The following is an 18151-nucleotide window of genomic DNA, read 5'->3' as shown; positions in this document are numbered from 1 at the left end:
CCGCCGCGGGCTCTTTCTGTATCGATCAGCGACTCATTTTGCCTTGATCACCTACCGAAGGGCTGCATCTGCCAAGCCCGGTCAGGGCGATCCAGCTTAGCTCCCGGGCTTTGACAGCTTCGAGGCGAACACGGCGGAGAACGGCAAAGATCGGCCCAAAGGAGACATGGTTCGATTACATGACCTTGAAGGACAGTGCGCTCTCGGGCACTTCTTCAAACACATAAACCGTCTGACTTTTGAACTGGCACGATTGGATTACAAAAATGGCTCCGATGCAGGAAGCGGTCACATTGCACCTACGACCAGCCGCCACAGCGACTAAGGGGCTGTTTAAAAAGTCCTGCGCCCTGGTGAGGAAAATATTTGCGGTCCTCTTGCTTTTTGTTGGTTGTTTGCGTCCCGCTGTGGGAATGCAGCCATGCCCCACCGAGAACGAACGGTTGTCGAAGGCGGAGATTGTAGTCGAGGCGCGTGTGAAGTCGCTGCTAATCGGCGAGTCTGGCTTGTTAGATGAAAACGGAACGCCGACGAGAATGGTGAGAGCAGATTTGGAGATTAAAAGAGTTATCAAGGGCAAGTTCGCTGGAAAGGAGGCCACGGTATACGAGGCCGCCTATGATAGCGTGCTTGGACCGCTCAGGCCGTTGGCCGTGATGGCGTCGGTTTACGGGTTGGGTGACGAGGATTCGTTCGAGGTGGAGTTATCTCGTAAAGAATTTGGCGATTTTGGCGTTACGATGTTTTCGCTGGGAAGCTGCGGCTACTGGAAATTTCCGGACTTTGCTGACCTCCGCCCTGAATAGCGGATTAGCCGCCGACGGCGAAGTATGAGTTTGCGATGGCTGCTCATGGCGCATCTGTGCTGCTGAACTCGACACCTGGAAGGACTGCATAGGGCTCAATCGAGCCATTCCCGGTCCTCGTCCGCTACGGCCGCAAGGGGTCGATCTTCCGGTTCAGAATCCGTCTCAGTCGGGTGGGAAGTTCCCGTTGATGCTCCTGGGCCAGAACGGGCAAGAAGTGGACGGCGCAGACCTTCCTGCTGGATCAGGTTAGCTCTTTCAATCCCGTCGCGGTCTCAATGAGCGCCCGATATCGGATTTTGAGGGCCTGGACGATCACAGGTGGATAGTCGATGGTAAGGTCGCGGTAGAGCGCCTCGATGCCAGTCGGGTCTGGATGTTCAAGGGTGAGAGAACGAAGGCGCGCACCCGGATCAGGAATTGAGGCCACATAACTAGAGTCGCCCCGGTGGTCGATGATCGAGGGGGCCGCACCGTCTAAGGGAAGCGAGCCATCCTTTGGAATGGTAAAGGCGAAAGTCGGCTCCGAAGCTGGAAGAGAAACCTTGTCGCCGAAGATCGCGCCGTGGATTGAAAGAACGGAGTCAATGGTTTCCGTACTGGCAACCCATCCTCGCAGGCGACGACCTTCATTCCAATCCGATCTGACTTTCTCGTGATTGTCGAGACCAAACCAACGGGGTCGCCGCGGCTGTGTTCCCTCCGGGTCGAGGGCCACGATTTCCAGATAGACAGAGTTGCCGAGCTGAAGCCGGTGATTGTGGGTGCCCATGTAATCGTGACGAGACCCGAACGGCACGTCGAGGTCGAGGCAGTTTCGAACATGCGAAACCCCCTCGATCAGCGTCGGGGCGATCACGGTGAGGTGGTCAAGTTTCAGCAAGTACGACGAACTCCAAAGCTGTCGAGTTTTCCATACGATCCAACCTACCACGAAAAGCAAGGGCGGCTCTTGGCGGTAGGCCCTTCGTCTTGTTCATCTGAACGAGCAAGTTGCGCCAACAGCGGTCATTGCGGCAACCCACCCCATGCCCGGCCACGTGTCCCGTCCGCCCTACTCGAATTTCAGTGGTAGAGAATTTGTCTTCTTGATGGTCTTCAACATGATACTGGACTTTACCGAGAGCAACCCTCCCGCCTTATGGATCATCCGCTCAAGGAACGCGCTGAGGTGATCGAGGTCCTTCACCGTGATCTTGATCAGAAAATCGGCGTCACCAGTCTGGGAATAGCATTCAAGGATTTCGGGCGCGTCTTCGATGAAACTATGCAGCCTTCGATTTCCCTCTTCCGTATGAGAGCTCAGACTGATCGTGGTGTAAGCGGTCACGGCTAGACCGAGCTTTTTGGCGCTTAGAACGCATACCGACTTCTCGATGAACCCCTCCTGCCGCAACCGCTCGAGACGCCGAGCGCATTGCGATCCCGAGAGCGCGACGAGCTCGGATAATTCGGCGTTGGTGAGATCAGCGTTATCTTGGATCGCTGAAAGGAGGCGAATGTCGAACTGATCGAGCATGACGAGGACACTTCCTGCGCATAATTCGCGTAATTGCCTTGATAGTGCAAAAAATTCGCACACAAAACAAGTTAAGCGCGTGGGAATGCGGCCCGTCCGCAGTTTGATCGCGCTATTTTCAATCCACTTTATCGACCAATGCGCTTAACACGCCGATGACCCAGGAGATAAGAATGCTTCCACTCGATGTCGCGCTCTCGTTCGCAGCCGCCGCTGCAGTCTTGTGCTGTGCGCCCGGCCCGGACAATATGTTCGTGTTGATCCAGTCCGCGATCCACGGCCGCGCCGTCGGCATTTTCGTCACATTAGGGCTGTGCGCAGGGCTCGTACTTCACACCCTCGCGGTCGCGTTGGGCGTCGCTGCGATCTTTCAGACTTCCGAACTAGCCTTCAACGGATTGAAGTTTGTCGGCGCGTGTTATCTAGTCTACCTCGCATGGAAGGCATTCAGGGCAGCCCCTGAAAAGCTCATCGAGGGCGAAAGCGGCTCCGTTTCTGGACGCGGCATGATCCTCCGGGGCATGGTGATGAACGTCACGAACCCTAAGGTGGCCATATTCTTCCTTGCGTTTCTGCCACAGTTCACCTCTCCGGCCAGCGGCAATGTGGTGCTCCAGATCTTGGCGTTGGGCGCGATTTTCATCACCTGTGCTTTCTGCTCGTTCGTGACCATCGCCCTTCTCTCCGGTTCGATCAGCACATGGCTCAAAGGCTCCGACAAACGACAGCTCGTCCTCAACCGTAGTGCAGGTGTTGTTTTCGTCGGCTTGGCCGCGAAGCTGGCGACGGCCCATCGGTAAGCGGTTCGACGCGTATATGCGTGGGAGACCACTTTCAGTGTCGGCCGAACCGTGCCATTCCTGGTGCGGATGCCGCCGCCCGCTCTGGGTCGATCTTTCCGGTTCCGTCTCAGGTGGGTGGAAACAAGAAGTCCAAGCTGGACGTGTGGAACAGCCGCCTTTGCGTCCAAAAGCGGCCGTTTAATCTCGCGTAAGGCTGCGCGTAGTCCGGCGGCTTGCTGCCGTTTCGCATCGAACTGCTGAGGGTTGCAGAATGATGGCGCGCAGGCGCCTCATTTTGGGCGACTGCGCGCCGCGCAGTTTCGCGTACCGGGAGGGCCCGATCTTGATTGCGACCAGCACGGGGGCGGCGATCACAACTCGACGGGGCGCCGGACACCGGTGGCTAAAGACGTCAATCTTCGAAGTTGGTCAGGTTGGTCTCGTTGGTGCCCACCACGAAGACAGCCAGCAGACGCGCCGGCTCGGTGCTCCTGGCGTTTGCGCTGACACGATGAAAGTCACCCGGAAATTCCGCGAAGCTTTCTCCGGCATGGTAGACCTTCGCCGGCCCGCTATTGACCTGGCTGCGGATCGCCCCTTCAAGAACGGTGGCATAGATGAACGCCGACTTGGGGTGGGTGTGCGCGGGCGAGGCGCCGCCGGGTCCATATTCGACGAGTACCGCCTTGATGCTCTTGCCCTCTACGTTGGGCAGTTGCTGATCGTAAACGATGGTCAACTTCGCTCTGCCGTCGTCAGCCTGCGCACCGCTGGCTAGAATGACGGCGAGTGCTGCCGTCGGGAGGATGTGTCTGAGCATGTCTGGTCTCCTGTCTGATCCAAATGGCTGGAGTGAACCGCCGGGTACTCGCCGCGGCCGTGGCCGGTTTGCTACAGCGCCGTGCGTCCTCCAGGACGCACAAGGGTCGCTGCAGCGCTTTGAAACTACGCCGTCATTTTCTGAGGCGGCTGCTGGCCTAGCCAGTCGTTGAAGCGGATTCGGCCAAGCCTGGCGTTGCTGCCGGGCACGAGCGACTCGTCTTTCAGCTCCACGCCGAAATAGGGGGCGTGAGGGTCGGCCACGACCTGGCGGGGATCGCTTTTGGCCGACAGCAAACACGCCACGATTTCGTTGAGGCGGACCTTCTCGGGGCCGCCAATCTCGATGATGCCGTTCGCCGGGGCGGCGAGCGCGACTTCCGCCATCACGTCGGCGACGTCATCCGATGCGATCGGCTGCACATAGGCAGGCGACAGATGGACGGACTGACCGATCGTTCCCGCCTGGGCGATGCCGTCCATGAACTCGAAGAACTGCGTCGAGTGTACGATCGTGTAGGGTATGCCGGAGCTCTTGATCAGCTCTTCCTGAGCCATCTTGGCACGCATGTAGCCGCTGCCCTGCAGCCGCTCCGTGCCGACGATCGAGAGCGCGACGTGATGCTCCACGCCGGCGGCAGCGCCCGCGCTCAGCAGATTGCGACCCGCCGTCCGGAAGAATTCCAAGACGGCATTGTCCTCGAATGATGGCGAGTTTGCGAGGTCCAGCACCACGCGCGCTCCTGCGAGTGCTTCGGCAAGACCCGTTCCGGTGATCGTGTCGACGCCTGAATTCGGCGATGCCGCCAACACGTCATGGCCTTTTTTGCGCAACCGCTCCACGGTTTTCGAACCGATGAGACCGGTACCGCCAATTACGACGATTTTCATCATTGTTCTCCTTACGAATGGGCATTGCAAAGTGTTCGCCGATGGGCACACCGCGCAGCGCGCAGCCTCGAAGGTGTCGGCCGGCGGAGCGGGTAGCGCGTCCAAGCCGGCACCGCGAAACCGGTTTCCAGGATCAACAGTCTGATGATTCAGCATGTGTTCTCTCCAGGCCGGTCGGCGTGGCCGATGGCAGGGAGAATGCGGCGGATCGTGATGTCAAACTACTCTACGGAAGTCGTTGCCATACGATGCAAAAGCATTGGGGTAGTACTCGTTTCGATCAAAAAGCCCCGATGAAGTGGAGGAAATCCGCGCCATTCGGCATCGGACGAATTCAGCTCGGCCCCAGATAGCTACCGGGACCGAAGAGGATGGCCGATCCGTTGTCTAAGTAGAGCTGAAAAGCTGTTCCCACCCGGTCAATTTGCGATGAGTAGCACATCCAGACACCCGAGTGCCTATTGCTCCGATACCATAGCCTGACCGCCTCAATACCTCCTGGTACTGCAAGCCGAAATGCTCCCCCGCTACTTTCGTCCGTGATTGACAGAGAGAGGAGCGCATCATGCCGCATGCAGAAACAAACCGTAGGACCGGTCAGCAGGAGACAACCATGAGCCTGGACAACGCCTCACGCCCTAGTAGATCGGGGCGGGACGAGCTCGTTCCGTCACGCTACGCGGTTAAGGTCGGCGAGATTGACGTCTTGGTGATCAGTGACGGCGTGCTACCAATACCAACCCCGGTTTTGGCGACCAACGCCGACCCGGCCGTCCGGACGGCCTGGCTGGACGACATGTTCCTGCCGACGGACGTGCTCCATTGGCCGCTGAACGTGGTCTTGGTGCGGAGCGGCGGCCAGGCGATACTCGTCGACGCTGGGCTAGGGGTGGAGTTTCCGGACTTCCCGCGGGCCGGGCAGACGGTCTCGCGACTGGAGGCCGCCGGAGTCGATCTCGCCTCCGTGACCGACGTGGTGCTTACCCACATGCACATGGACCACATTGGCGGGCTGCTCGCGGATGGCGTGAAGGACCGATTGCGTCCGGATCTGCGGATCCACGTGGCGGCGGCGGAAGTCAAGTTCTGGGAAGCGCCCGATTTTTCCCACGCCTCCATGCCATCGACAGTGCCGCCCGTGCTTCGGCGGACGGCCAAGCGGTTCATGGCCGAGTACCAGAGCCAGCTGCGGCAGTTCGACGAAGACTACGAGGTGGCGCCGGGGGTGGTCGTCACCCGCACCGGCGGCCACACCCCCGGGCACAGCGTGGTCCGCCTGGCGTCGGGGGGCGACCGGCTGACATTCGCAGGCGACGCCGTGTTCCAGGTCGGCTTCGACCATCCCGACTGGCACAACGGCTTCGAACACGACCCCGAGGAGGCGGCCCGCGTCCGCGTCCGTCTTTTGCGTGAACTGGCGGCGACCCGCGAGCCGCTGGTGGCCACTCACCTGCCGTTCCCGTCCGTCTGCCATGTCGCGGCCGACGGCGACGTCTTTCGTTGGGTCCCGGTCGTCTGGGACTCATGACGGCAGTCCAACCGGCCACGCGAAGGACTGGTTGCTTAGCCGCCAAATTGCGGCATTCGACCTTAGCCAAGGTGGAGCACAAGTCCTTCATTTTGAAACCGTTCTGCCGGGATGATCCTCGGCAGAGCGGTTTCAGCTTAGCGAGCGCCGGCCTGACGCATTTGCGCGGGCAGTGTCTCAAAGGCCCGGATCAGTTCGCCGACGGAGGCAGCCCCCATCTTGTGCATGACGCTGCTGCGATGCGCTTTCACCGTCACTTCGCTGATGCCGAGATCGAAGGCGATCTGCTTGTTGAGGCGTCCGCGCGCCACTTCGTAGAGAACCTCGCGCTCGCGCTGCGTCAGCGTCTCGAGGCGTTCGATATTGAGCCGGGAAATCGCTGCTTCTGCGCGTCGCTCGGCGTCCATCGCAATGCCGGCAGTGACCGCGTCAAGCAGCGTTTGGTCCCGCACCGGTTTGGTGAGAAAATCCACCGCTCCCGCCTTCATCGCCTCGACGGTCATAGGGATGTCGCCATGCCCTGTCAGGAAGATGATCGGCTTGGGGTTGCCATTATCGGCCAGATGGCGCTGCAGATGGAGACCGCTCTCTCCCGGCATGCGCACATCGAGGATCAAACAGCCGGGGGCGTCCAGCGTATCGGCGTCAAGCAATTCGCGAGTGGAGGCAAAGCTCACCGGCCGGAAACCCGCCGATAGAATTAACTCCGACAGTGCCGCGCGAACCGAGGCGTCGTCGTCGACAATGATGACGAGCGGCTCATCCTCTTCACTCCCAAGCTGCGGGGACAATGACCTCCGCAGGAAAGGCTGGCCTACTCCCATGACACCCTCCTTCTATTTGTCTAGAGCATTGGCGATGGCCGCGAGCAGGGCCTGGGCGTCGAAGGGCTTGCGGAAAAACCCGCTATTGCCCTGGGCGCGGCCCTGATCCGCTATCTCGTGGCGGCCCGTGATCAGAAATACTGGCAGCTCGGGGCGAGACTTCTTTACACGATCTCGAAGCTCGAGACCGTCCATCCCAGGCATTCCGATATCGGTGATGAGGACGTCCAGGTCCGACAGCCCACTGGCGAGCAACGATCCCGCCGACGGGAAGCTGCGGGCCACGTAGCCCGCGGATTCGAGAAGGTCGCTCACCGATTCAAGTAGTCTTGCATCATCATCAACAATCGCGACGACATGTCTTGTCTTATTCATGGTCATTCCCTCCCACTCGCCGGGAGTGGGTGATCGGTATTTCCAGCCTCTCCGCGATGCGCACGAGATCGGCGAGCGAGTCTGCGGCCATTTTGTGCATCACGTTTCTTCTGTGTATCTGCAGCGTGACCTCGCTGATGCCCAACTCAGCGGCCGCCTGCTTGTTGAGAAGACCGCTCACGACCAGCGGCAGTACCTCGCGCTCTCGCGGTGTCAGTTCGCGATAACGTTGTCCCAGCATGCTGAGTTCGGCGCGTGCCGCTCTCTTCACCCGATCTTCAGCGATCGCCGCGCCGATTGCTGCCATGAGGTCAGCATCGCTGAACGGCTTCGTCAGGAAATCCACGGCGCCGTGCTTGATCGCACGCACTGAAGATGGAATGTCGCCGTGCCCCGTGATGAACACGATCGGCGGGTGATCGACGTCGGCGATCTGCCTCTGCAGATCGAGGCCGTTGATATCCGGCAATTCGACATCGAGAATTAGGCAGGCGGGGACATCCGGCTTATCCGCGCTCACATATTCGCCGGCTGATCCGAAGGCGATGGCGCGTATGCCGTGCGAGTCCAGCAGGTCGCTGAGCGCCTCGCGGATGCGTTCATCGTCGTCGACGATGAAGACAACATGATCATCGCTCGTCATGGCGCTGCCTTCGCTTCAACCGGCAAGGTGAAGATGAACTTTGCTCCATGCGGTTCGTTCTTCTCGGCCCACAATCGTCCGCCGTGCAACTCGACGATCGAGCGGCAGATCGCCAATCCCATGCCCATGCCGTCTTTTTTTGTCGTGAAGAACGGCTCGAATACCCTGTCGGGAAATTCGATGCCCGGGCCCAAATCGCTGATCTCGGTCTGAACCACATCTCCGATATAGCTTGCGCGCATGCCAAGCACCCTGTCGCCCGCAAGTGAGCCCATCGCCTCCATGCCGTTGCGAATGAGATTGATCAGAACCTGCTGGATCTGGATATGATCGATTGCGATCGGCGGAAGGTCGCCATCGATCTTCAAGTCGATCCGAACGCGCCGCCGCGCTGCCTCATCGGCGAGAAGGTTGCGAACTTCGCTAATCACGCTGGCAAGAGCCGCATTGATCCTCGTCCCTATGGATTGCTTGAACAAGGCGCGAATGCGGCTGACGACGTCGGCGGCCGAATTGGCATCCCGGACGATGCGCTCTACCGTCCGCTGCGCGCGTTGCAGATTCGGCGGCTCTGCGGTCAGCCAGCGTTGGCAGGCGTGCGAGTTCGCCACGACGGCTGCCAGGGGCTGGTTCACCTCGTGCGCGATAGAAGCGGAAAGCTCGGAAAGGCTGGCCGCCTGACTTGCGCGAGCCAGACTCTCTTGCGCCAGGCGCAGTTTTTCCTCTGCCCGAACTTCGCCGTCGATATCCAGGCATATGACATTCCATTGAACGATGGTGCCCTCGGTATTGCGCATCGGCGCAGCACGCGTTTCGACCCAGCGATATTCGCCGTCGAAGCGCCGTAGGCGGTGCCTTCGTGCATAGGGCTCCCCGGTGGTCAGCGAATGGGCATAGTTCTCCTTGACTCCATCGACCTCGTCAGGATGGACGCCGGCATCAAGCGTGCCCTCCAACCGGGACTTGCCCGTTCCGTCGAGCTCTTCAAGCTTATAGCCAAGAAAGTCGCGGAGCTGCGGATTGCGGTATACCGGCTCCCCATCAGGAGCGGCGCAATCGATCATTGCAGGCAGTGTCTCGACGATCTGCCAGAGGGAGCGTTCTCTTTCGCGCAGCGCCTCCTCAACGCGCAGCTGGTCGTCGATGTCATGCGAAAGGCCGTACCACTGGACGATGCGTCCGCTCTCATCCCTGAGCGGATCTGCACTGGCTTGCACCCAGCGATAGACACCATCGGCACGCCGAAGGCGACACTGCTTGGAGAAGCGCTCGCCCGTGACGAAGGAATGGTTGAGCGCCCCCCAGAGATCGGCCGCATCGTCGGGGTGAACGGCGGCTTCCATGAAGGCTTCCAGCCGGCTCACGCCCGGTTTCTCCAGATCCGCAAGATCCAGACCAAGAAAATTTATCACGCGTCTGTTGAGGAAGGTCGGTTCACCCTCGGGACTGAGCCTCCACAGGAGACTTGGGACCATGTCTACGAGTTGGGAGAGCTCCCGCTCACGATCCCGCAAAGCCTCCTGTGCCCGCATCTCGTCGTCTACGTCGACGGAAATGACGTACCATTGCGCAATCGCGCCGCTTTGATCCCGCAGCGGTTCCGCGCGACCATCGACCCAGCGATACACGCCGTCTGCACGGCGCATGCGATATTTCATCGAGAAGGGATCCCCGGTAACGAGCGAGCGTCGGACCGTCTCGAGCAGACCTGTTGCGTCGTTGGGATGGATAAGGGTCTGTATGACAGCGGTGAGACGGCTCGTGCCCGGCTTGTCCATATCACCTACGTCCAGACCGAAGAAATCAATCAGGCGCTTGTTGAAGAAGATCGGCTCGCCCTCGGGCGTAAGTCGTCTGATATGAACCGGCACCATGTCCACGAGCTGCGAGAGCTCGCGCTCCCGATCGCGCAGTGCCTCCTGCGCACGCACTTCATCGTCTATGTCGATAGCAACCGCGTACCATTGAAAAATCGCTCCGCCATGATCGCGCAGCGGCTCGGCGCGGCCCTCCATCCAGCGGTACACGCCGTCCGCACGACGCAGACGATACTTCCTGGAGAAGCTCTCGCCAGTGACGAGGCAGCGGCTGAGCTCGTCCCCGAACTCTGTTGCGTCGTCCGGATGGACGGCCGCCGCTATTGCGGCCGCCAGCCGGGTCACTCCCGGCTTGTCCACATCCGCTACGTCCAGGCCGAGAAAGTCGCTCAAGCGCTTATTGAAGAAGTTCGGCTCTCCGCCGGGCGTCAGACACGCGATGGCGACCGGAACCACGTCGACAAGGAGCGCAAGCTGCCGCTCGCTTTTCCGCAGCGCCTCCTCGGCGCGCAGCTGATCGTCTATGTCGTGCGAGAGGCCGTACCACTGGACGATGCGTCCGCTCTCATCCCGCATCGGCTCCGCGCGGCCCTCCACCCAGCGATACACGCCATCCGCGCGACGCAGGCGATACCTCATGAAGAAGCGCTCGCCGGTGACGAGGCTGTGGTTGAGCGCATTCCCCATTCTGGCTGCATCGTCGGGATGAACGACGGCCGCAATGGCGGCCGCCAGCGGAGTCATGGTCGCCGTGTCATAGTCCGCTACGTCCGAGCCGAGAAAGTCGATGAGGCGCTTGTTGAAGAATGTCGGCTCGCCGTCGGATGCCAGACGCCAGATGGGGATCGGGACCATGTCGACGAGTTGCGAGAGCTCCCGCTCGCGGTCTCGCAAGGCCTCCTGCGCCTTCATCATGTCTTCGATGTCGACGGACACACCGTACCACTGGACGATCGCGCCGGACTCGTCGCGCAAAGGCTCCGCGCGGCTCTCCACCCACCGATGAGGACCGTTTGCCCGGCGCTGGCGATATCTCCACAGGAAGGGTTCACCCGTCTCGAATGAGCGTGCGAAGGCTTCATCCATCGCGATCCGATCATCCGGATGGACGACGCTCAGAGATCGCGAGCCGTCAGGCGCGATCAAGTCCTCGAGCGTGACGCCGGTGACATCGGTAACGCGCTTGTTGAGGTAACACGGTATTCCTTCTGGCGTCGTACACCAAATGAGAGCGGGAACGGCGTCGATCAGCTGCTGAAGTTGCCGCTCACTCCGGCGCACGGTGAGCAGCGCCAGCTGATGCTGCCGGGATATGGCGGCCACGATCAGCGCCGATAATGCCGAGATGGCCAGAAAAAGCTGCAGCATGATGTGCTTTTGCCTCTGGGACTCGGGATCTCCGGCAAATTGGCTAGAGCCGGAAATCGTGAACATCAGCGTGATCAGAGCAAGGAGGGTCAGGCTGACGGCGGCGCCTTTGAAATCGAACCGCACCGCCGCCCAAAGAAGAGGCGGCATGACGATATAGGCGAAGGGCAGGTAGCCGCTGAGTGACAGGGCTGCGACACAGAGAAGGATCAGTCCCAGGGCGCAGGCCTCCATCCATTGCGAGGTCGACAGCCACGGCCTGCCATGCCAGCTATTGAACATGACCAGCACCAGCGGCGCCACGATCAGGACTCCGGTAGCATCTCCGATCCACCAAAGAGGCCAGGCTGTTGTGAAGGATTGCGATTGTATGGCAAACAACGCCAGTGTCGCACTACCGATAGTCGCGCCCACAACAGGTGCAATTCCAGCCCCCAGCACGACGAATGCGAGAACTTCCTGCAGCGTTTCCAGCCGGACCGGCCGCCTTAGCACCCGGTTCACCAGCCATGCCCCAACCGCTGCTTCGAGCGCGTTGGCAATATAGATGAGCAAGGCGGCGGGCAGCGGGCTGTGGAACCATACCGCATTGCTGAACAACTCAGCCAGACAGCCACTGACCATCCACCAGGGCCAGCTGTACGGCGGCGTGAGAACAAGCGTGGCCATGAAAAGCCCGCCCGGGGGCCAAATGGAAACACCTGTCCCGGGCACGATTGCGAGCGACTGAGCGAAACCGCAGCCCAGAACATAGGCCGCGAAGAATAGCCCCAGGTGAAGGAATTTGGGGCGGTGCGACCAAACGCTCATCATCAGCTGCTCCTGCCGGACAACTCAGGGATCGTCAGCGCGTACAGCAGTTATTCTCGAAATTGGGCTGGCGAACGCGTCTCGACACCGTAAACCCGCCGCACCACAGCCGCAATTCATGGAAATCCATGTATTGCGCGGCGGCGTCGCCGCTACGCCGCATTCGTGGAAAGCTGGATCAAAGCGAGTGAGCCGGAAATTACTCTGCCTTTTCCGCTGACGGTCGGCAACGCCGAGACTTCGGCGACCAAGGTCGGCGACGAGCCGCTGCTTGCCGCCCTGGCGTGAGACAAGGCAGCAAGCCAACGACATTCTTTTTCTTGAGCTGCTTCATGACGTCTCGGCGACGGTGTTTGCGATCGATTACACTTCGTAAACCGGCCGCTGCCTCACTCCCCGGCCTTTAGCTTGACGCTCGAGGGCTTGGGCGCCTGGCGGCCGCCAGCTGGATTGCAGCGATCGTCGCGACGCAAAGCCCAAGCAGGACATGTGTCCACATCGCGACGGGCTGTGATCCGAAGCCGAGCAGGAACGGGGCGACCACCGCCCAGCTCCCCAAGAGGAGATTGGACCATTCGACCCAAGCCCCATAGCGAGTGAGGGCCACGGCAGAGCAGCAGACCATCAAGGTGCCCGTGATCGCCGCATTCCATGCCGCGACGGGTTGTCCGCCAAACATGTAGGCAGCGCAGACGAACGCTGCGCCCAGAACCAGATTGCTCCACTCCAACGACTTACTTGGCACTTCGCTTTTCATCTCTCATCTCCTTGCTCATTCAGTTTGTGCCGTAGCACTTCAGGGACCATGTGGTCGGTTTAGGAGAATGGGGAAGTGTCGTGCGCTCATCTATTCTACGCAGGCATCTGTCGGGTGATGCGAAAGGCGGGAGCGGCTCGGCACTTGGATATCGGAGGTTATCGAGGCGCTCGAATCAGAGGGAAGCTTTCGTTGAGCCGTGCTGAGGCTTCAGAAATTGGGAGAATTCCCGATGGAACGTCTTTGGAGGGTTCATCGCGTTCACGATTGATGACCGCTCAGGGTTGAGGACAGCTGTCTTCAAGAACCTCGTGCCCGGCGCGTTGCCAGGATGATGTCCTCGTTTATGCTGAAAAGATCGCATGATGTATTGAAGGGAACCGCGGGCGCCAGGTGTCACGAAAATCTGGGGCAGTGATAAAGCTTCTCACCACCGGGCGGTCCGCAGTTCCGCAAAGTATCGATGGGTCGGCTTTTGGCCCGGACCCGCGCTTCCGCAGGATCGCTCCGAAGCCTCGAAAGCGATCATCTCAAGGCCTGCTGTACATCCGATACCCGCCAGAAGGGGCGTTTGATTTCGACGATTTGGCGACCCGGATCGCCAGCTTTCACTCTATCGCGGATGAGCGCAACCAAGTCAGCCTTGACAGCCGGATTGGACGAGAAATAGCTATGGCCGATGAAGCCGCCACCAGAAAACTCGATGAAATCGACCAGCCCTCCCATGCGAGACCCGGCCCATTTGGACGCCGCCTCGCTCCTGTCCTTGGGAAGCCTGTTTACAGCGAGCTGCCCCAGCCGCAAGGCGCTGCCGAAGAGCAGGCTTGATGCCCCCAACGCTTTGTCCCCGGGAGACGAATAAACCGTGAGATGCAGAGGGCCTTGAGGCGGGACCACACTTGGCCTTGATTGGCTGCCGAAGGCAAGATCTGGGTCCGATACCCACGCGAACAACTTGGAAGAGGCCACATCGAGATCAATATCGGGAGCGAAAAACACCACGTTCGCCATCTTGTAGCGCTGCCACATTGACGATCGGCTAACATACGCTTCGATGCTGAGTTGCTGGACCACACTCGCGAGCACATCGGTCCCGCGGCTATGCGCCAGGAGGTGAAGCCGCTCGACACCCTTAGCTTCGGCGATGATGCGAATGGCTTTCTTAAGATCCGCGACTGAAAACTCGCTCGACTCTCGGTCTATGTTGTAGCCAAAGAACAAGCCGCCGGAGCCCCCAGCAGGCCAAGTCAGGGCAATGCAGACAAACTGGTTCTGCAGCGACCTGCAAATCTCGCCTGTGGTGCGGGCGGCGTCGTCGAAGCTGTTGTTGTATCCGTGAATAAAGACCACGACTTCCTTGCGATCGGCTATTGCGAGCCGACGATTGACTTCGGCCTGCAGCGATACGGCAGCCCGCTCGTGGGCCGCGACTGCCGTCGGCGTGCGGCTTAGCCCGTTCGCGGTCGCCACGACGCCGTAAGGTGTCGCCGGAAACCGGCCGATCTCGGAAACCGCGCCGACGCGCATCTGACTTTTGCTGGTGGGAGAGTTGCGTGTTGGGGTGAGCGACACCGATCCGAAACTCAAGGATATGGCTCTTTCGGCACCGTAGGACAACGTGCCGTTTGCAGCAGTTACAGGAGCCCGGTCGGTGATGTAGAGGAGGTCGAAGGCTCCGGGAGTCGAGTGGGACTGAATGGTCTGGGTGCTTGGCAACGCCGGCGACTCAGTAATGGGTTGCGTTGCAACCTCCGCGCGCTCCGTGGCACAGCCAGCAAGGCAGACAAGCAAGAGGACCGCTGCCCACGCCAGGCAAAAGTTGATTAATCGGACCCGTCCAATATAGCTGGTGAATTTGCGGCCAAGACCAAGTCCAGCAACGCAATAGCTATGTGCCACACGGTTTGCAAATTCCGAAGCAATCCGCCCCTTGATTCCGAAATGATCTCGCCCCTCAATTCCGAGAAATAGTCGCCCCCTGATTCCGAGATGATGCCGCCCCCTTCGGAAGGCGTCTGGCATGGGTGTTCTGCTGGTGTGAAGTTTCTTCCTTCGATTGTGACGAGGAAGGAACGGGATGCCTGCGGAGAGACTGGAGATGCGGCGTGTCCGCGAGATATTGAGATATCGCTTTGAGCAAGGGCTTGGGCACAAGTCGATTGCGGTGCGGGTTGGAGCTGCGCCATCGACGGTGCGCGAGACGCTGCGGCGTGCGGCCATTGCGGAGCTATCGTGGCCGTTGAGCGACGGTGTCAGCGATGCAGTCCTGGAGGCGGCGCTTTACAAGGCGGCCGGGACGAAGACGGGTCATCGTCGGAGCCCTGAGCCGGACTGGGCACATGTCCATCGCGAGCTGAAGCGCAAGCACATGACGCTGCAGATCCTCTGGGACGAATACATCAGCCGTTATCCGGACGGCTATCGCTACAGCCGGTACTGTGACCTTTACCGCGGCTGGGCGATGAAGCTGCCTGTGACGATGCGGCAGGATCACGCTGCCGGCGACAAGCTGTTCGTCGACTACGCCGGCGACACGGTCACGGTTGTCGTTGATAGGCGGTCGGGCAAGACACGGCAGGCGCATCTGTTCGTGGCGGTTCTGGGGGCATCGAGCCTTTCCTATGCGCAGGCGCGCTGGAGCGAGACGCTTCCCGACTGGATCGAATGCCATATCCTGGCGCTGGAGTTTTTTGGCGGTGCGCCAGCCTTGCTGGTTCCCGACAATGCCAAGGTGGCGATCATCAAGGCCTGCCACTTCGATCCCCAGGTCAACCGCACGTATTGCGGGATGGCTGCTCACTATGGGAGCGCGGTCCTGCCGACGCGGCCGCGACGCCCGCGCGACAAGGAGCGGACATCACGATGCACCTTGTTGGAGTGGTTGAGCGACAATTAATCTGGGTTGACGGCCACCATATCGACTGCCGGCGCCTTTTTCGAGTCTGACGTTGCCCGGCGGTTCGTACAAGTATCGATGGTTGCTGGCGTATCGATGACGCTTGAGAGTGCCTTTGCGCCCGAGTTGGTGAACGGTCGATTCGCATACGCCGAGCTGCTGGGCTACTTCCTCGCCGGTGAGCATGCCGCCCTCGCGCAGCCGTTCGTACCGGCTCTTCAAACCATAGGTGCGGCGCACGAGCATGACCTTCTTCGGCGTGAAGGGTTCGCCGCGCCAGTTGCGATGCCCGAGTTCGTTGAGACGAGCGGCGATCTGCCGGTCGTTGGTGGCCTCCAGCAGCTCGTTGATCAACGCCACGACCTGTGCCGGCGTCTTGCGTATCACCGACATAGGCCGAGGTCTGGCCACCGACAGGCTCTGCGTGCGCCCGCCGCGCCAACGGATGTTGATGTTGACCTCATCGTCGACGAGCAGCGTCACGTCTTCGATGAGAAGGCCGAGCATGCGCTTGCGTTCGACGGCACCGGTGCGCTCGTCGTTCCAGATGCGCGGGAAATCGGCGGTCAGCGCCCTGATGCGCTGCTGCGCTGGCTCGTCCAGCAGCGAGTGGTCGGCCTCGTTCTGGCGCTCGTGCTCGCGCTGGAGTGCGTCGAGGTCGCGCAGCCGTGCGTTCCAGTCGGCTTCCAGCGCGTCGGCGACCAGGCGGTTGTCCGGATCGACCTTCAGGTAGCGCCGGCGGGCCAGTTCAGCCTCATAGCGGGCGCGTTGCAGCTGCGTGCCGCGCAGCGCCGCGGCCTGCTCCACGCGCTGGGTGATCTCCTGCTGCACGGCAAGCGCGACATCGATCGCTGCCGGCGCCATTACCTCCAGCAGTAGCGCGCTCACCGCCTCGTCGACCGGAGCACCGCGCACCCATTGGCAGTGTTTGCCGGCGTGTCGCACGACGGCTTCGTTGCAGACGTAATATGGGCGCAGCCGCCCCTCGAACGGCTCGTAATGGACCCGCATGCGTGCACCGCAGCGGCCGCACAGCAGCCGTCCCTGCAACAGGCCGCTGCCCTGGCGGGGCATGCGTCCACGCAGGCCGGGTGAAAAACCGGTGGCGTTCTGTTCCAGGGCTGCCTGATTGCGTTCGTATTCGGCCCAGGAAATGTAGCCGTCGTGGGCGTCGGGAATCAGTACCTGCCAGTCGGATCTCGCCACGCGCAGTTGCACGGGCTTCAGCTTGGCATTGTAGGCGGTGCGCGTGCGTCCATAGGCGAAGGCGCCGGCATAGCGCGGGTTGTGCAAGATCTGGAGCACGCGGGAATGGTCGATCTCGTTCCACAGGACGTCGCCCTTGCCGATGCCGCGACGGATACGCCGCGGAAAGAGGATCTTCTCGCCCCGCAGGCGGCGCACGACGGCGCAGGCCGAGCCGGTCTGGCGGAAAGTATCGAACAGGAGCCGCACCGTGTCCTGGATCTGTCGGTCGGGATCGAGCACGACCCGCGCGTCAGGGGTGTAGACCAACCCGATCGGCAGCGGCATCTCGAGTTCGCCGCGGCGCGCCTTGTTGAGAATGCCGCCTTGCAGCCGCGACTTCAGGATGTGCAGTTCGGCCTCGCTCATCGTGCCCTTCAGGCCGAGCAGCATGCGGTCGTTGAAATAGGCCGGATCATAGACGCCGTCCTCGTCCATGATGAGCGTGCGCGACAAGGCGGCCAGCTCAAGGAGACGGTGCCAGTCGGCATTGTTGCGTGCCAGGCGCGACACTTCCAGCCCCAGCACGATCCCTGCATGTCCCATCGCCACTTCGCTCACCAGGTGCTGGAAGCCGTCGCGGTCCTGCGACTGCGCGCCGGAGAGGCCGAGGTCGCTATCGATGACGTGGACACGTTCGATCGGCCAGCCCAGCGCCACGGCGCGATCGCGCAGGGCGTATTGCCGCTTGGTGCTCTCGGTGTTCTCGAACACCTGACGAAGCGAGGACTGACGCACGTAGAGGAATGCATCACGCCGCAGATGGTCGGCGTCAACCTTTATGGCGATGTCAGTAGACATGGTTCCCTCGGGTCTCTGCTGCCAGCACCATGTTGGCGAGCATGTGCACGAGCTGGCGATCGTGCACTGCGACCGAAGCCGTAGGCCGTGATTCCAGCCGCCGATGCGTCGGCGGGGGAGGCTGCGCGATCAGCACCGCCAGCCCTTGCCAAAGGCCGTGGAAAACGATGGCGCCCATGTCCTTGGCGCAGGCCTGACCGCAAAGGACGGCGGTGCGCAGCGTCTCGTAGAAATCCTTGCAGCTGCGCGGTAGCACCGGGGTGCGTGCAT

The 18151-nt window shown here is 60.9% G+C and carries 16 protein-coding genes and 1 pseudogene; 5 read left to right on the top strand and 12 right to left on the bottom strand.

Annotation, left to right across the window (positions count from 1 at the left end; genetic code table 11):
• Window positions 1–266 precede the first annotated feature (266 nt).
• Window positions 267–806 carry a hypothetical protein gene (locus tag NGR_RS08140; protein WP_240545072.1) on the top strand — a complete coding sequence of 180 codons (540 nt, stop codon included), beginning with the start codon at window positions 267–269 and terminating at the stop codon, window positions 804–806.
• Window positions 807–1050: 244 nt separating this feature from the next.
• On the opposite strand, the gene NGR_RS08135 is transcribed toward NGR_RS08140, so the two are convergent.
• Together NGR_RS08135 and NGR_RS08130 are read right to left on the bottom strand one after the other, a co-directional pair.
• Entirely contained in the window at window positions 1051–1689 is a 639-nt protein-coding gene (locus NGR_RS08135; protein ID WP_015887768.1) for a VOC family protein, read from the bottom strand.
• Between the two features lie 171 nt (window positions 1690–1860).
• Window positions 1861–2325 carry an Lrp/AsnC family transcriptional regulator gene (locus NGR_RS08130; protein ID WP_015887767.1) on the bottom strand — a complete coding sequence of 155 codons (465 nt, stop codon included), beginning with the start codon at window positions 2323–2325 and terminating at the stop codon, window positions 1861–1863.
• Between the two features lie 173 nt (window positions 2326–2498).
• Between NGR_RS08130 and NGR_RS08125 the strand changes: the two genes are divergently transcribed.
• Window positions 2499–3125 (top strand): LysE family translocator, encoded by a 627-nt coding sequence (locus tag NGR_RS08125; RefSeq protein ID WP_015887766.1) that lies wholly within the window; start codon window positions 2499–2501, stop codon window positions 3123–3125.
• A 394-nt stretch (window positions 3126–3519) separates the two neighbouring features.
• Here NGR_RS08125 and NGR_RS08120 read toward each other — a convergent pair whose 3' ends face one another.
• Window positions 3520–3927 carry a cupin domain-containing protein gene (locus NGR_RS08120; protein ID WP_015887765.1) on the bottom strand — a complete coding sequence of 136 codons (408 nt, stop codon included), beginning with the start codon at window positions 3925–3927 and terminating at the stop codon, window positions 3520–3522.
• 125 nt (window positions 3928–4052) lie between these two features.
• Window positions 4053–4817 (bottom strand): SDR family oxidoreductase, encoded by a 765-nt coding sequence (locus tag NGR_RS08115; RefSeq protein WP_164923966.1) that lies wholly within the window; start codon window positions 4815–4817, stop codon window positions 4053–4055.
• A 565-nt stretch (window positions 4818–5382) separates the two neighbouring features.
• Between NGR_RS08115 and NGR_RS08110 the strand changes: the two genes are divergently transcribed.
• Window positions 5383–6345, top strand: a complete 963-nt coding sequence (locus NGR_RS08110) for an MBL fold metallo-hydrolase (protein ID WP_015887763.1) — start codon at window positions 5383–5385, stop codon at window positions 6343–6345.
• A gap of 137 nt (window positions 6346–6482) precedes the next feature.
• Here the strand turns inward: NGR_RS08110 and NGR_RS08105 are convergent, their stop codons facing one another.
• Genes NGR_RS08105 through NGR_RS08090 form a run of 4 tightly spaced genes read right to left on the bottom strand, consistent with a single transcriptional unit; the run spans window position 6483 to window position 12185 of the window.
• A complete protein-coding gene (locus NGR_RS08105) occupies window positions 6483–7169 on the bottom strand; it encodes a response regulator transcription factor (RefSeq protein WP_015887762.1) in 687 nt (228 codons plus the stop codon).
• Window positions 7170–7181: 12 nt separating this feature from the next.
• Window positions 7182–7544 carry a response regulator transcription factor gene (locus NGR_RS08100; protein ID WP_015887761.1) on the bottom strand — a complete coding sequence of 121 codons (363 nt, stop codon included), beginning with the start codon at window positions 7542–7544 and terminating at the stop codon, window positions 7182–7184.
• Window positions 7537–8187 carry a response regulator transcription factor gene (locus tag NGR_RS08095; RefSeq protein ID WP_015887760.1) on the bottom strand — a complete coding sequence of 217 codons (651 nt, stop codon included), beginning with the start codon at window positions 8185–8187 and terminating at the stop codon, window positions 7537–7539. The genes NGR_RS08100 and NGR_RS08095 overlap by 8 nt, the downstream gene beginning before the upstream one ends.
• Window positions 8184–12185 carry a PAS domain-containing protein gene (locus tag NGR_RS08090; protein ID WP_015887759.1) on the bottom strand — a complete coding sequence of 1334 codons (4002 nt, stop codon included), beginning with the start codon at window positions 12183–12185 and terminating at the stop codon, window positions 8184–8186. The genes NGR_RS08095 and NGR_RS08090 overlap by 4 nt, the downstream gene beginning before the upstream one ends.
• A gap of 162 nt (window positions 12186–12347) precedes the next feature.
• Between NGR_RS08090 and NGR_RS33555 the strand changes: the two genes are divergently transcribed.
• Window positions 12348–12470, top strand: coding sequence for a hypothetical protein (locus tag NGR_RS33555; protein WP_282096846.1), 123 nt, complete (start codon window positions 12348–12350; stop codon window positions 12468–12470).
• A 115-nt stretch (window positions 12471–12585) separates the two neighbouring features.
• Here the strand turns inward: NGR_RS33555 and NGR_RS08085 are convergent, their stop codons facing one another.
• Together NGR_RS08085 and NGR_RS08080 are read right to left on the bottom strand one after the other, a co-directional pair.
• A complete protein-coding gene (locus tag NGR_RS08085; RefSeq protein ID WP_015887758.1) occupies window positions 12586–12939 on the bottom strand; it encodes an SPW repeat protein in 354 nt (117 codons plus the stop codon).
• Between the two features lie 525 nt (window positions 12940–13464).
• Window positions 13465–14838, bottom strand: coding sequence for an alpha/beta hydrolase (locus tag NGR_RS08080; protein WP_164924106.1), 1374 nt, complete (start codon window positions 14836–14838; stop codon window positions 13465–13467).
• 199 nt (window positions 14839–15037) lie between these two features.
• Here NGR_RS08080 and istA point away from each other — a divergent pair.
• Window positions 15038–15823, top strand: a pseudogene (gene istA / locus NGR_RS08075) (IS21 family transposase); the annotation flags it as partial.
• On the opposite strand, the gene NGR_RS08070 reads toward istA, so the two are convergent.
• Both NGR_RS08070 and NGR_RS33065 read right to left on the bottom strand, forming a co-directional pair.
• Window positions 15797–17881, bottom strand: a complete 2085-nt coding sequence (locus tag NGR_RS08070) for a recombinase family protein (RefSeq protein WP_010875070.1) — start codon at window positions 17879–17881, stop codon at window positions 15797–15799. The pseudogene istA and the gene NGR_RS08070 overlap by 27 nt on opposite strands.
• Window positions 17871–18137 (bottom strand): transposase, encoded by a 267-nt coding sequence (locus NGR_RS33065; RefSeq protein ID WP_010875069.1) that lies wholly within the window; start codon window positions 18135–18137, stop codon window positions 17871–17873. Before NGR_RS33065 ends, NGR_RS08070 begins: the two co-directional genes overlap by 11 nt.
• Between the last annotated feature and the right edge of the window lie 14 nt (window positions 18138–18151).

The sequence above is a fragment of the Sinorhizobium fredii NGR234 genome (assembly GCF_000018545.1).
In the GTDB taxonomy this organism is placed as follows: Bacteria; Pseudomonadota; Alphaproteobacteria; order Rhizobiales; family Rhizobiaceae; genus Sinorhizobium; species Sinorhizobium fredii_A.
The sequence above is the reverse complement of the archived record's forward strand: the minus strand, read 5'-3'. Positions and strand labels throughout refer to the sequence as shown.